The sequence below is a fragment of the Polaromonas aquatica genome (genome assembly GCF_042659145.1).
Taxonomy (GTDB): Bacteria; Pseudomonadota; Gammaproteobacteria; order Burkholderiales; family Burkholderiaceae_C; genus Polaromonas; species Polaromonas aquatica.
Genome location: NZ_JBHSRS010000084.1, coordinates 763,154 through 777,777 on the forward strand (window position 1 = coordinate 763,154; position 14,624 = coordinate 777,777).

General features: G+C 62.6%; 8 protein-coding genes. 4 read left to right on the forward strand and 4 right to left on the reverse strand.

The window, feature by feature from the left end:
• Positions 1-738: 738 nt before the first annotated feature.
• Positions 739-3,828 carry an Rne/Rng family ribonuclease gene (locus ACFQND_RS24895; protein WP_371438732.1) on the forward strand — a complete coding sequence of 1,030 codons (3,090 nt, stop codon included), beginning with the start codon at positions 739-741 and terminating at the stop codon, positions 3,826-3,828.
• Positions 3,829-4,121: 293 nt separating this feature from the next.
• On the opposite strand, the gene ACFQND_RS24900 is transcribed toward ACFQND_RS24895, so the two are convergent.
• Genes ACFQND_RS24900 through hemC form a run of 4 tightly spaced genes read right to left on the reverse strand, consistent with a single transcriptional unit; the run spans position 4,122 to position 8,444 of the window.
• The gene (locus ACFQND_RS24900; protein ID WP_371438733.1) at positions 4,122-5,411 is read right to left on the reverse strand and encodes a heme biosynthesis protein HemY; all 1,290 of its coding nucleotides are present in this window, start codon (positions 5,409-5,411) and stop codon (positions 4,122-4,124) included.
• Positions 5,412-5,429: 18 nt separating this feature from the next.
• Positions 5,430-6,554 (reverse strand): uroporphyrinogen-III C-methyltransferase, encoded by a 1,125-nt coding sequence (locus ACFQND_RS24905; protein ID WP_371438734.1) that lies wholly within the window; start codon positions 6,552-6,554, stop codon positions 5,430-5,432.
• A complete protein-coding gene (locus ACFQND_RS24910; protein ID WP_371438735.1) occupies positions 6,551-7,441 on the reverse strand; it encodes a uroporphyrinogen-III synthase in 891 nt (296 codons plus the stop codon). The genes ACFQND_RS24905 and ACFQND_RS24910 overlap by 4 nt, the downstream gene beginning before the upstream one ends.
• A 4-nt stretch (positions 7,442-7,445) precedes the next feature.
• Complete coding sequence (gene hemC / locus ACFQND_RS24915) at positions 7,446-8,444, reverse strand: hydroxymethylbilane synthase (RefSeq protein WP_371438736.1); 999 nt, start codon at positions 8,442-8,444, stop codon at positions 7,446-7,448.
• Between the two features lie 69 nt (positions 8,445-8,513).
• On the opposite strand from hemC, the gene ppc reads away from it, so the two are divergent.
• The 3 genes from ppc to ACFQND_RS24930 all read left to right on the forward strand — a co-directional run bounded on the left by ppc (position 8,514) and on the right by ACFQND_RS24930 (position 14,595).
• A complete protein-coding gene (ppc, locus tag ACFQND_RS24920; protein ID WP_371438737.1) occupies positions 8,514-11,492 on the forward strand; it encodes a phosphoenolpyruvate carboxylase in 2,979 nt (992 codons plus the stop codon).
• A gap of 574 nt (positions 11,493-12,066) precedes the next feature.
• Entirely contained in the window at positions 12,067-12,822 is a 756-nt protein-coding gene (locus tag ACFQND_RS24925) for a gluconate 2-dehydrogenase subunit 3 family protein (protein WP_371438738.1), read from the forward strand.
• Between the two features lie 12 nt (positions 12,823-12,834).
• Complete coding sequence (locus tag ACFQND_RS24930; protein ID WP_371438739.1) at positions 12,835-14,595, forward strand: GMC family oxidoreductase; 1,761 nt, start codon at positions 12,835-12,837, stop codon at positions 14,593-14,595.
• The last annotated feature ends 29 nt before the right edge of the window (positions 14,596-14,624 follow it).

Below are 14,624 nucleotides of genomic sequence, written 5' to 3' on the forward strand. Positions count from 1 at the left end.
GGTTGCAGGCTCGTGGCAGCGCGGGCAGGCGCCCGGGCTTTGGCTGGCCGCACTGCTGTCCGTGCGTCCGGTCTCTTCTTTGATGGTGTAGCCAAGCCGTTCACTGCCCCTATAATGTGTTTCACCAGCGATGCGCTGTAAGTGGTTGATTTGTCTGGAGTTTAGTCCACACGGGTCCGGAGCCGGCCAAAAAGGCCTTAATCCCAAGCTGCAAACAGCCTCACTGGAAGGTCGATGCCCATGCCGGTAATTGCCCGCAAGCGACGAGTGCCAGGCACCTCGCGGCGAGCGGATTACAGGGCAGACAGGTCGACGTTTTGCGAATACAACTACGGAATACCATGCGTGCAGCCCAAGTCACACACAAAAGGCTGCATGCGGATCCAGCCGAGATCAAGTCCTTTAACAGGTAGCTCTTTGACAACCATGCTGTTCAGTCTGATTTATATGTGCCTGCGGCGCTTCACGACATTCGTGAGCCCTGCTTTCGGCATAAATCAGCCTCCAGCCTCTGTAAAACGAGCGCAAGTAGCTATTAATTTAATAGCAATCACCTGTTTGACCCCTGCTCGCTCCATCCACGCGCCTACGCCCAGACCACTCGGCTGACTGATTTTTCAGTTGGCCTGGGTAGCGTCAAAAGCTCTCCGGCAATTCCCCACGTTCGCATAACGTCTTCTCCGGCATCGTTGGCCCATTTTGGGTTTGAGAGACAAAGAACGATAAGGAAAGCTACCCATGAAACGGATGCTGATCAACGCCACGCAGGCTGAAGAACGCCGCCTGGCGATTGTCGATGGACAAAAACTCCTCGACTACGAAATTGAAATTGAAGGGCGCGAGCAGCGCAAGGGCAACATCTACAAGGCTGTCGTCACGCGCGTCGAGCCTTCTCTGGAAGCCTGTTTTGTCGACTACGGCGAAGACCGCCACGGTTTCCTGCCGTTCAAGGAAATCTCCAAGAACTACTTCACCCCCGGCGTGCCGGTGAGCCAGGCGCGCATCAACGACGTGATCCGCGAAGGCCAGGAACTGATGGTCCAGGTCGAGAAGGAAGAACGCGGCAACAAGGGCGCCGCCCTCACGACCTTTGTGTCGCTGGCAGGCCGTTACGTGGTACTGATGCCGAACAACCCGCGCGGCGGTGGCGTCAGCCGCCGTATCGAGGGTGAGGACCGGGCCGAGCTCAAGGAAAACATGGACCAGCTGGAATACCCGGCCGGCTCCAGCATCATCGCGCGCACCGCCGGCATTGGCCGCAGCGCGCCGGAACTGCAGTGGGACCTGAACTACCTGATCAAGCTCTGGACGGCAATTGAAGGCGCCGGCAAGGGCGGCAAGGGCGCTTTCCTGATTTACCAGGAATCCAGCCTGGTGATCCGCGCCATCCGCGATTACTTCAACAGCGACATCGGCGACATCCTGTTCGACACCGACGACGTCTACGAGCAGGCCAAGCAGTTCATGGCCCACGTGATGCCCGAGCATGAGCACCGCGTCAAACGCTACCGCGACGACGCACCGCTGTTCTCGCGTTTCCAGATCGAACACCAGATCGAGTCGGCTTACGCCCGCACGGTGCAACTGCCATCCGGCGGCGCCATCGTGATCGACCACACCGAAGCTTTGGTCTCGGTGGACGTCAACTCGGCCCGCGCGATCAAGGGCGGCGACATCGAAGAAACCGCCACCCGTACCAACCTCGAAGCCGCCGACGAAGTCGCGCGCCAGATGCGTTTGCGCGATCTGGGCGGCCTGATCGTCATCGACTTTATCGACATGGAAGAGTCGCGCAACCGCCGCGATGTCGAAAACCGCCTGCGCGATGCGCTGCGGCAGGACCGCGCGCGCGTGCAGTTCGGCACCATCAGCAAGTTTGGCCTGATGGAAATGAGCCGCCAGCGCCTGCGCCCTGCATTGAGCGAAGGCGCATCCATCCCCTGCCCACGTTGTGGTGGTTCCGGCCACATCCGCGACACCGAAAGCTCGGCACTGCAAATCCTGCGCATCATCCAGGAAGAGTCGCTTAAAGACAGCACGGCTTCGGTGCTGTGCCAGGTCCCTGTCGACGTGGCTTCTTTCCTGCTCAACGAAAAGCGCTCCGAGATCGCCAAGATCGAAGTCAAGCAGCGCATCAACGTGCTGCTGGTGCCGAACAAGACGCTGGAAACCCCCAACTACCGCCTGGAACGCCTGAAACACGACGACCCGCGCCTGGACAACATCGAAGCCAGCTACAAGATGGCGGAAGAGATTGAAGATCCGACCCTGGTCACGCGCCGCAGCCAGGAAAAGCACAACAAGCAGGAGCCCGTCATCAAGGGCGTGCTGCCTGATGTGCCGGCACCCGTGGCACCGCCCAAGCCGGAAGCTGCTGCACCCAGGGCCGCACAGCGCCCGGCCGCGGCACCTGCTGCTGCACCTGCGGAAAAAGGCTTCTTCGGCTGGATCAAGGGCCTGTTCGGCGGCGCGGAAACGCCTGCCGCAGCACCTGCAAAAGAAGTCAAGAAAGAAGAACGCAGCGGCGAAGCCCGCCGTGACGGACGCCCCGAAGGACGCGGCGGTGAACGCTCGGACCGTGGCGAGCGCGGTGGCCGTGACGGCCGCCGTGGCGGCCGTGGACGCAGTGACCGTGGCGAAGGCCGCGGTGATGCTCGCGGAGAAGGACGTGCAGAAGGCCGGCCGGAAGGTCGCAATGAACGCCGTGAACGCAATCCTGAAGGCCGCGCCGATGCCGGCCGTCCGGAACGCCAGGAACGCCCGGCCGGTGAGCAGCGTGCTGACGCACCCCGCAACGAAGGCCGCAATGAAACCCGCGAGCCGCGTGAACCACGCGCCGAAGGCAGCCGCAACGAGCGCCCACGCCGCGAACGCGGTGAACGCAGCGACCGTGGTGGCGAGCGTAGCATCCCGCGTGACGCCGTAGAACAGGACCTCGCACTGGCCAACCAGGCCGCCATGGCCGCAGCCATGGGTGGCGGCGAAACTTCCGAAGCACGCCAGGACCGTCCTGCACAGGAAGGCCGTGAGCCACGTGAAGGTGGCCGCCGCGACCGCAATGGCCGCCGCAATGACCGCCGGGGCGAGCGCACTGAAGGCGCTGCTGGTGAAAACGCAGGCTCTGAAGAGCGTGCATTCAATCCAGAAGGCCTGACGTCCGGCGCACAACAAGCTGCACAGGAGGCCGGCAGCAACGCCCCCGCCATGGAGCAGACCGGTGAGCAAGGTGAAGAACAGCGCCAGCCCCGCGAACGCCGCAGCCGCGACCGTTATGGCCGCGACCGCCGTGAGCGTGGTGAAGGCGGTGAACGGACTGAACGCAACGAGCCAGCGGCCGCAGGCAGCGCAGCACCCGTAAATGCAGAGCCAAATCAGCCTCAAGCCCAACAGGAACGCGCGCAGCCGGCTACTGAATTTGTAGCGCCCGCAGCAGCACCTGCAGCGGCCGTTGTGGCGGCCCCAGCAGCACCCGTGCGGGCAGCCGAACCGGCTGTTGTACCGGCGCCAGCGCCGGTCAAGGCGGTTGAAGCTGTCGCGGCAAGCACTGCATTGCCCAAGGTTCAGTCCTACGACCTGCCCTTGCAGGACCTGAGCCAGGTCGCCCAGGCTTCGGGCCTGCAGTGGGTCAATTCCGACGCCGGCAAGATTGCCGAGGCACAGGCTGCGATCGCCGCCGAAGTCAAGGCCCCACGTGTGCCGCGCGAGCGCCCGCCTGTGGTGGTGTCCAACGAAGGCCCGCTGGTGCTGGTCGAAACCAAACGCGATCTGGGCAACATGACGCTGCCTTTTGAACAGGCCGCAGCGCCCACCAGCGACAGCACGGTTTAAGGCAAAGGGGCCGGAATCGGCCCTGACCTCTAACCCGACCAAAAGGGCAGCTCTACAGCTGCCCTTTTTCTTTTTGTGCTGCAGGGAAATCCAGTGCCGACTGGGCATGGGTCAGGATGAATAAGCGGTCCCCTGCCCAAAAGGGCGTCACTGGGGCAATACAGTCACCAGCCAGTTCGCCTGTCCGTCGTCGCACAACCGCCTGGCCACGCAAAAGGCCTGTGTTGTCGTCGGGAGCAAGGGATGGTGGGGGAAGACAGCGTCAAACCGGGGGGCTCACGCGGCTTGAAGCACTACAGTTCGGCAGCCCGCTTGTAGGCCTGTGCAGCGGCGGCCTCGTCGCCGCGCTGCTCGGCCAGCACGGCCAGCGCCCGCCAGGCCTTGCGGTGCAGGCCTGCATCCTGCAGGGCCATGGCGGCGCGCGACAGCAGTTGCTGGGCCTTGCCCCAAAGCTGCAGGCTCAAGCAGGCCATGCCGGCCAGGTACTGCAGGTTGGCATCGCGCGGGTAGGCCTGCTGCGCCGCCTCAATGCGCGCCAGCCAGGTGGCATCAATCGAATCCAGGCCGGCTTCCAGCACACCAATAAGCTTGATACGCAGGTTGTCGCCTATGCTGGAGCCCGGCTGCGTCATGCGGTCCCACACCTGCAGCAGCCAGCTGCGGGCCAGTTCGACATCGCCATTCAGGGCCATCAGGCGCGATGCGGCATGCACCACCAGTTCGGGCATGGCGCGTTCGCTTTCATCCAGTGAAGCCCACGCTTGCTGAAGCTGCGCCGGGTCATGCGCATCATTGAGCAGTTCCAGCGCCAGGCCACGCACAATGCTTTGCGCCGCGGCTGCGGAGAACGCACGATGCTTGGCCAGCAGGCGTGCGGTTTCCAGCGCCGGCAAGGTCTGTTTCAGCTGCCGGGTTGCACGCAGTTTCATGCGCAGCGCCAGGGTGCGGCGTGCGGCGCCCTGCGGCAACTGCGTCAACCAGTCAAGCGCGGCACCGGCATCGCGGTCGTCCAGCGCCCAGCGCGCGGCGCGGAACTGCACGCCTTCGCGCACTTCCTGCGCATGACGCGGGGCAGAGCTTTGCAGCGCCGACTGCAGGTGCTGCTCCCGCAAGGTCCGGTTCTGCAGCGATTGCGCGCTTTCGGCCACCAGCAGGTGCGCCAGCGACTGCAGCTGGCTGGAGCGGGCAGCGCTGTGGCCGGTCACCTGGCCTGAGTGTTCGGTGAGCTGGCCCAGGCTTTTTTCCTGTGCCAGCGCGTTTTGCGCCGACTTGGTGGCGCGGATGTAGCGCCCTGCAAGCTGGTGCGCCAGCGCGTCCATGAGGGCGCCGTACATGGCACGCTCTTTTTGCTGGGCACGCCAGCGCCTGGCTTCCAGTGGCAGCGAAAACACGGCGGACAGCGCACGCAGGGCCACGTACAGCAGCGTAAACAGCCCTGCCAGCAGCAGCACCGTCAGGTTGAACGAAATATCTATCCTGTGCGGCGGCCAGAAGATGGTCACCACGGCCTGGTTGTTGCCCGCGAACAGGGCACTCGCAGCAGCCACGGCAAAGAGGGCCAGGAGCCAGAAAGCGGCGCGCATGATTTGCCTCCTGCCCTTTTAGCGGCCAGCGGCCGCCGTGGCCAATGCGGCCATGGTGTTGTCAAGGCGCGGCATTTCACTGGTTTTGAGCTGGCCCTGCACCTGTTGCAGCAACTGGACCGCGGTCTGGGTCTTGCGCGATGCGGGGTCAAAGTACTTGCCCAGCCAGGCGCTGGCGTTGGCCAGGTCGCTGCGTGCGGTCTCCGTCTGGCGCGACAGCAATCCCAGGCGCGCATTGAGCAGCCTGAGCTTGAGGTTTTCACGCATGAAAACGGCCTGCTCGGGCGCCATCAGCGCCGCCTCGGGCTGGTCGATGCGGCTCACGCGCAACAGGCGACGGGCCTCCTCGCGCACGCTGTCCAGAAAGCGCTGCAGCCAGGCATGCAGCACCTGCCGGTCAAACATCTGCGCGAAGGTTTTTTCGTCCTGGGCGGCGCCTGCTTTGGCAGCGGGTGCGGCAGGCGCCGGAGCTGCGCTTCGAGGCGTGGTGTTCATGGCATTGGCAATCGGCAGATCGTCCACCAGCCGGCTCAACTCGTCGAGCTTGATCAGCAGGACCGGCACATCGGTCAGGCTGGCCGCCCGGACGCGGTCCAGGTCCTTGGCAATCGCACGCTGCAGGGGATTCAGGCGCGGCTGGGCCGCGCGCGACAGGCGCAGGTCAGCCGACTTCAGCGCGGCCACCATGGGTTCGACACTGCCGGTAAGCTGCGCCTGCTGCTGGGCCAGCCGCAGCCCGGACTCGATGTCCACCACCAGGTTTTCGTCCCGCGAGCGGGACAGGCTTTGCATCAGTTCTTCAAGTTGCGTGCGTTGCAGGCTGACCTCACTGATGCGGGTTTCCTGGATTGCCAGCCGCGCCGCCAGCTCGCGCGTGCTGTCCTGGGCCGCCCTGGCCAGGGTACGCGCCTCTATCGCCTGGGCGCCCGAATCGGTGCTGCGGCGGGCCAGTTCTTCCTGGATGTTGCCCAGCTTTTGCCACAACAGCCCGGTGGCGAACAAGCCGGCCACAACAAGTGCGGCAAGCAGCAAGGCCCACTTGACGGGAATCTGTAATACGCCCGGAGCAGCCGCCGGTACGGGCACGTTGTCGGGCGCAGGCAAAGTAGCGGGAAGGGGCGGAACTGTTGGACTGTCGCTCATGAATAACCTGATTCTATCGAGCGCAGGCTGCCCAGGATGTCCTTCAAGGCCGGACGTGACTCCACAACAACACCCCAGCCGGCGGCCCGCACGGTTTCGGCGATGCGCGGGTGCGTAGCCACGGCCCGGGCGCGGCTCCAGTCCAGCGCCGGCAGGCCGTGCGCACCAAGCAGGTTGGCCACGGCCTCGGAACTGCTGAACAGCCAGACCGAACCGTCAGCGCTGGCGGCTTGCGCCAACCGGACCTGCGCCATGTCCAGCTGCGGGGCACGGCGTTCATACACACTGAGCACATCCACGCTGGCACCGGCGGCCTGCCACTGGCGCATCAGCCAGTTGCGCCCCGGCGAGCCCGGCCCTTCGCCCGGTGCGCCCAGGCTTTGCCCGCGCACCAGCAGCACCCGTCGGTCCTGCCAGTCGCGCCGGCCAATGACCTCCCACAAGGCTTCGGAATCAAACTGCAGGGCCGACTCCGGCGGCACGTCCAGCTGGCTGGCGGGAACGCCCACTGCCAGCAATGCCGCAGCCGTACCCGGGCCAGGCGCCATCACGCGCAGGCCTGGCGGCACCATGGCCTGCCCCATTTTTGCTACGCTATTTATAGCTGACTGCGCACATGTATCAATGGCTACAGGCATTTTTCGCCTGAAAAAATGCTCCACGGCGTTGCCACTGACAAACATGCAGGCGGTGTAGCTGTCCAGCTCGTTCCAGGCTTGCTGCAAGGCCGCGACCTCGGTGGTAGCCGAAGCCGGGGCAATTTCAATCAGGGGCAAGGCCTCAGTCTTGAATCCACCTTGTTGCAACTGTTGCACCCAGTGCTGCGCATCATGGGCGGGCCGGGTCACGATGACGCGGACTCCACCCACGCTGTTCACGGCATCCACGGCGTCACGCGCCAGGCGCTGCGGGCGGATTTGCGGCCCAGACCGCTCCGCCGGCACGTAACTGGGCAGCCACAGCTTCGCCCAGGGCTTCGGCTTCCTCGAAATTGCGCACTATTGCCGTTTTTTGCGCATGGACAAGGGGTTTGGGCGCCAGGCCAGAACCTTCTTCGGCACTCGCCGGATCGCCCCAGGCCGCATAAAGCTGCATGCCTTGTGCGCCAGGCCCTTGTGTAAAAGCCGCCAGCGGCATGGAACAACTGCCACCCATGGCCCGTGAAACTGTCCGCTCGGCCGTCACGGCCAGCCAGGTCGGCTTGTCGGCCAGCGTGGCCAACGCCTCAACAAGGTCGGCCCGGTCCGCGCGCACTTCAATGCCCAAGGCACCCTGGCCCGCTGCGGGCAGCATGTCGGCCTGCGCAAAAACACTGCGAATCCGCGATTCAAGCCCCAGCCGCTTGAGGCCGGCGGCTGCCAAAACGATGGCATCGTACTGGCCCTCGTCAAGCTTGCGCAAGCGGGTGTCGAGGTTGCCGCGCAGGGGTTCTATCTTCAGGTCGGGCCGCAAGGCCTTGAGCAGCACCAGGCGCCGCAGGCTGGAAGTGCCGACGACGGCACCCTGCGGCAAGTCAGTCAGTGTTGCAAACCGGTTGGAGACAAAGGCATCGTGCGGGTCTTCGCGCTCCAGCACACAGGCCAGGGCAAAACCTTCGGGCAAATCCATGGGCACGTCTTTCAGCGAATGCACGGCCAGGTCGGCGCGGCCTTCGGTGAGCGCAACTTCCAGTTCCTTGACAAACAGGCCCTTGCCGCCAACCTTGCTGAGGGAGCGGTCCAGGATCTGGTCACCCTGGGTGGTCATGCCCAGCAACTCGACCTGCCAGCCCAGGCGAGACTCGAGCAAGGCCTTGACATGCTCGGCCTGCCACAACGCAAGACGGCTTTCGCGGGTGGCGATCACCACTTTTTTGGCTGTTTTTTCAGCCGTTTGAAACTCTGCAGACACTGGTAACCTGTTCGTAATCCTGAGGGAAAGGTAATGCTAGCATGCGAGCTTCAGAATTAGAGGGCCACGATGGTTACTTCCGCGCGCGTCAAAAAGAACAATGATCCTGTCCAGGAGGCTGCCAAAGACAAGACAGCAGGCAAAACCATCGGACGCTCCAGGGACAACGAAAGGCCGTTGGTAGAAGACATCCGCCTGCTGGGCCGCATCCTCGGCGACGTGATCCGCGAGCAGGAAGGTGTGGCAGCCTATGAGCTGATCGAACAGGTGCGCAAGCTTTCGGTGGCTTTTCGCCGCGACGCCGACCAGGAAGCTGACAAGGCCCTGAAAAAGCTGCTGAAAAGCCTCACAGGCGACCAGACCGTCAGCGTGATCCGCGCCTTTACCTATTTCAGCCACCTGGCCAACCTGGCCGAAGACCGCCACCACATCCGTCGCCGCGCCGTCCACGAACGCGCCGGCGACACCCAGGAAGGCAGCATAGAAGTGGCCCTGGCCCGCCTGCGCTGGGCGGGAATAGCTCCCAAAACAATAGCAAACACGCTGGCCCACAGCTTTGTATCGCCGGTGCTCACCGCGCACCCGACCGAAGTCCAGCGCAAAAGCATCCTGGACGCCGAACGCGACATTGCACAACTGCTCACCGCCCGCGACGACATCAAGGCCCTGGCGCTCGCCGTCACCGCAGTCAGTCCGGCACGCGCAGCAAAAGACGCGCTGACGCCGCGCGAGCTGGCGGCCAACGAGGCCCAGTTGCGCGCCCGCGTCATGCAGCTCTGGCAAACGCGCCTGCTGCGCTTTACAAAACTCACAGTGGCCGACGAAATCGAGAACGCGCTGAGTTACTACGAAGCCACCTTCCTGCGCGAAATACCCAAGCTCTACGCCAACCTAGAGCGCGAACTCGGCAACCACGCCGTGCACAGCTTTTTGCGCATGGGCCAGTGGATAGGCGGCGACCGCGACGGCAACCCGAATGTCAGCGCCGAGACCCTCAACTACGCACTGGGCCGGCAAGCCGAAGTCGCGCTGCGCCACTACCTGACCGAGGTGCACTTCCTGGGCGGCGAGCTCTCACTCTCGGCCATGCTGATCGATGTGAGCCCGGCCATGCAGGCGCTGGCAGAAAGCTCACCCGATACCAATGAACACCGCCAGGATGAACCCTATCGCCGCGCCCTGACCGGCGTGTATGCGCGGCTTGCCGCAACACTCAAGAGCCTGACCGGCGGTGAGGCCGCGCGCCATGCCGTGGCACCGCAAAACGCCTATGCCAATTCAGAAGAGTTTCTTGCAGACCTGCGCACGATTGATGCGTCCCTGCGCGCAAACCACGGCGAAGCGCTGATTGCCCAGCGCCTGCACCCGCTGATACGCGCTGTTGATGTGTTCGGTTTTCACCTGGCCACCGTCGATTTGCGCCAAAGCTCCGACAAACACGAAGAAGTCGTGGCCGAGCTGCTGGCGGTGGCGCGCATTGAACCCGACTACGCGAGCCTGCAGGAAACCGCCAGGCGCGCGCTGCTGATACGCCTGCTGAACGACGCCAGGCCCTTGCGTGTGGTCGGCACGGCCTATTCGGCGCATACACAGGGCGAGCTGGCAATCTTTGAAGCCGCGCGCACGGCGCGTGCGCGTTTCGGCAAGGAAGCAATCCGCCACTACATCATCAGCCACACCGAAACCGTGAGCGATTTGCTGGAAGTGCTGCTGCTGCAAAAAGAAGTCGGCCTGATGCATGGCATCCTCGAAGACCCCCACGCTGGTCACTCCGTGTACGACGCTGCCCCCCGAGGGGGCGGTCGCGCCTTGGGGCGGCCCAGCGGCGCGACGGACAACGGTGCCACCAACGACCTGATCGTGGTGCCGCTGTTTGAAACCATTGAGGACCTGCGCAATGCCGCCCCCATCATGCGCGAGTTCTATGCCCTGCCCGGAATTGCGCAACTCGTGCAGCGCAGCGGCGCCGAGCAGGACATCATGCTGGGTTACTCCGACAGCAACAAGGACGGCGGCATCTTCACCAGCAACTGGGAACTGTACCGCGCAGAAATTGCGCTGGTCGAGCTGTTTGACCAGCTGGCGAACTCAAACAACATCCAGTTGCGCATGTTCCACGGCCGCGGCGGCACCGTGGGCCGCGGCGGCGGCCCGAGCTACCAGGCCATCCTGGCGCAGCCACCGGGCACGGTACGCGGGCAAATCCGCCTGACCGAACAGGGCGAAGTGATTGGCTCCAAGTACGCCAACCCCGAGATTGGCCGGCGCAACCTTGAAACGCTGGTCGCAGCCACGCTGGAAGCGACACTGCTGCAACCCACCAAACCCGCGACCAAGGATTTTTTGCAGGCCGCGGCCGAACTCTCCCAGGCCAGCATGGCCGCCTACCGCGCGCTGGTCTACGAGACCCCGGGCTTCACCGAATATTTTTTCAGCGCCACGCCTATCCGCGAGATTGCAGAACTCAACATCGGTTCGCGCCCGGCGTCCCGCAAGGCCACGCAAAAGATTGAAGACCTGCGTGCGATTCCCTGGGGCTTCAGTTGGGGCCAGTGCCGGCTGACGCTGCCCGGCTGGTACGGTTTTGGCTCCGCCGTTGAGCAATTGCTCAGCCGGGGCGGTTCAAGCGCCAGTCGCAAGGAAGCGCTCAGCCGCCTGCAAAAAATGTACAAGCAATGGCCCTTCTTTCGCACGCTGCTCAGCAACATGGACATGGTGCTGGCCAAAAGCGACCTGGCGCTGGCTTCGCGTTATGCAGAATTGGTGGCCGATGCCCGGCTGCGCAAAAAGATCTTCAGCGCGATAGAGGCCGAGTGGCACCGCACCGTGGAAGCACTGGCCTTGATCACGGGGGAAAAAACCCTGCTGGCCGGCAATGCGGCGCTGCAGCGCTCCATTCGCCACCGTTTCCCCTACATAGACCCGCTGCACCACCTGCAGGTCGAGCTGGTGCGGCGTTACCGCGAAGGCCAGGCGGATGATCGCGTGCAGCGCGGTATCCACATCTCGATCAACGGGATTGCGGCGGGATTGCGTAACACAGGTTGAGATTGCTACAAATTCAATAGCTTCCTGCGCTCATTTGCCAATATCAGGAAGCACTTTCGCTCATCGAGTTTCGGATACTCCCTAGGATACGAACTCAATAGGCAAAGACTCGAAAGACCGCTCCGGGCCCGTGCTGCATGGAAACGCATTCGGCGCATCTGGATCAGGCTGCCTAACAGGTGGTAACGCCTGATTTGCGACCCGTTATCGGCCACTCGAGCCCAGCCTGACGGGCTCGTGCACTGTGCAGGGCGTCGGGTTTGCAATCCGACCGCGTCACCCAAGTAGCCATCGAGCCCGAAACTCGGGTTCGCTTGCGACCACCAATCAGCATTTCATTATCCCGGCAAAGACAGTCCAGAATTTTCTTTACAAAACTTCGAGCCAAAAGCGCATTGTTTTGTTTAGGGATTTACGTTAGAAAGGTTGCTACGCCAGATATTGATCTGGCGTAGCCATCTTGTCTTTGCACTCCAGGCGCAGGAGGATCAAGAACCAGACCATATCAGGCAGCGAGTTGTTTCAGTTTCATTTCTCCGTAGCCACGGGGGATGCATTTCGATTGGAAAACACGATGAATGAAAAACCAGCCGACCTCAACAAGCGGCGCAACTTCCTCAAACAGGTGGCAGGCGCGACAAGCGCATTGCCTTTCGGCCAGGGTCTGGTAGGCGGCATTGCGGCGACATCGCTGGCGGCGAACGCGCAAGCTCCCGGGGCCGCGGCGCCGCCGGCTGCCAGCCCGGTTGTCGGTTATGTCTGCTTCAGCCAGGACGAGGCGGCTTTTGTCGAGACCATGGTCAACATCATGTGCCCGGCAGACGAGTTCACCCCCAACGGTGTGGATTGCGGCCTGCCCATCTACATCGACCGGCAACTGGCCGGAGACTTCGGGCGGGGTTCAAAGCGCTATAGCCATGGCCCCTGGCAACAGGGCAAACCACAGCAGGGTTATCAACTGCCAATGACGCCCGAGCAGCATTTCAAGGTCGGCATCGAGGCTGCAAACAAGGCGTGCGTGGCGAAATACGGCAAACCGTTTGACCAGGTGGCGGCATCTGATGGCAATGCCTTTCTGAATGACCTGGCAGCAGGCAAAGTGAGTGATCCGCGCCTGCCGATGGATGCCTGGTTCAACGAACTGATGTATCCCCTGTTCACGCAGGCCTGTTTTGCCGACCCGATTTATGGCGGCAACTACAACAAGGTTTTCTGGAAGATGGTTGGTTACCCGGGCTTGCCGGCCACCAACACCGTCAACATGGTCCAGTACCGCGGCAAGCCATTTCCCGGTGCCAAGGATCCCAAATCCATGGCCGACTTTAGTTAGGAAGACCAGATCATGATCAAAAAACTTCCCAACAAGACGGTGGTGATGGTGGGCGGCGGTTTGACGGCCGCTCTGGCTGCCCGCCAATTGACCAATCACAACATTGATGTCCTGGTGCTGGAGCGCGGGGGCGACCACACCAATGGCGCCGAGGCCAAATTGCCTACGCAACGCGACGAACTTCGCTGGGACGTCCGGCAGGGCCTGGTACAGGACTGGTCTGTGCAGACCTATACGTTGCGCTATAACCGCACGGAAACCGCATTGCCCGTTCGCTGGATGGAAGCATTCCTGCCGGGTGAAGGTCTGGGTGGGGCTGCCAACCACTGGAATGGCCATACGTGGCGCTGGTCCGAATACGAACCCCAGATTCGCACGCGCAATGAAACCCGCTATGGCAAACAGGCCATCCCCAAGGATGTGCCGCTCCAGGACTGGGGAACCACCTACGCAGAAATGCGCCCTTACCACGAGCTGTTTGAAAAGCTGTTTGGCCTGGCCGGCAAGGCCGGCAATATCCAGGGAAAAATCCAGGAAGGCGGCAATCCTTTCGAGGCGCCTCGGGATGGCGAGTTTCCACAAAAACCTCTGGAGTTCACGGAGGCCGGCCTGGTTTTCAAAGCCACGGCCGAGCGCATGGGCTACAAGCCCTTTCCGACACCGGCGGCCAACTCATCCGGCGCCTACACCAACCCCGATGGACAAAAGCTCGGGGCCTGCCAGTACTGCGGCCACTGCGAGCGCTTTATCTGCGAAGCCAAGGCCAAGGCGTCTCCCGAAGTCCTGCTCTATCCCATGCTGAAGGCGCGCAAGAACTTTGAGGTGCGCCTTCGTTGCCACGTCCTCGGCTTGACCTATGACCGGGCAGGGAAGAAAGTCACGGGTGTGCATTATGTCGACCTGCAAACGGGTCAGGAATACGAGCAACCGGCCGATGTGGTGATGCTGGGCGCGTTCACGATGACCAACACCAAACTGTTGCTGACCAGCAAGATCGGCAAACCCTACGACCCGGCAAGCAACACCGGCGTGGTGGGCAAGAACTTCTGCTATCAGGCCAACTCGGGCGTGTCCCTGTTCATGAAGGACAAATGGTTCAATCCTTTCATGGCCACCGGCAGCACGCAGGTTTACCTGGACGAGTTCAACAACGACAACTTCGATCACTCAGGACTTGGCTTCCTCGGCGGCGGCGGGATTGGCGCCAGCATGTTCGGCGGGCGCCCCATCAATACACGCAGGGTTCCGCCCGGCACACCGCGCTGGGGAACGGACTGGAAACGCGCCAACGCGCAGTGGTATGCCCACTCGATGGCCCTGGGCATCCAGGGAAGTTGCTACCCTCACCGTGAAAACTATATCGACCTGGACCCGAACTACCAGGATGCGTATGGCCAGCCCCTGATACGCATGAATTTTGACTGGCGCGACAACGAATTAAAAATGTCCAGCTATGTGACCCAGAAGATGGCCGACATTGCCAAGGCCGTGGGCGCGGATATCGTGGGGCCCGCCACCCCGCTGAAGGCGCCGTTTGATACGCGCGTCTACAACTCCACGCACATCACCGGCGGCACCATCATGGGAAAAGATCCGCGCACCAGCGTGGTCTCACCGCATTTGCAGCATTGGGATGCGCACAACCTGTTCATTGTGGGGGCCTCGGTGTTCACGCATAACGCAGGTTACAACCCGACAGGGCCGCTCGCTGCGCTGGCCTTGCGTGTGGGCGACGATATAGCCACCTATGTTCAACGCCCCCGGATGCTGTGAAAACCTGCAGAATTTCAAGGAAGCCAGAT

What these genes read in the sequence shown, in the direction of transcription:
- ACFQND_RS24925 (WP_371438738.1), top strand. Translation starts at nt 12,067, where the DNA reads ATGAATGAAAAACCAGCCGACCTCAACAAGCGGCGCAACTTCCTCAAA.
- ACFQND_RS24930 (WP_371438739.1), top strand. Translation starts at nt 12,835, where the DNA reads ATGATCAAAAAACTTCCCAACAAGACGGTGGTGATGGTGGGCGGCGGT.
- ACFQND_RS24900 (WP_371438733.1), bottom strand. Translation starts at nt 5,411, where the DNA reads ATGCGCGCCGCTTTCTGGCTCCTGGCCCTCTTTGCCGTGGCTGCTGCG.
- ACFQND_RS24905 (WP_371438734.1), bottom strand. Translation starts at nt 6,554, where the DNA reads ATGAGCGACAGTCCAACAGTTCCGCCCCTTCCCGCTACTTTGCCTGCG.
- ppc (WP_371438737.1), top strand. Translation starts at nt 8,514, where the DNA reads ATGGTTACTTCCGCGCGCGTCAAAAAGAACAATGATCCTGTCCAGGAG.
- ACFQND_RS24895 (WP_371438732.1), top strand. Translation starts at nt 739, where the DNA reads ATGAAACGGATGCTGATCAACGCCACGCAGGCTGAAGAACGCCGCCTG.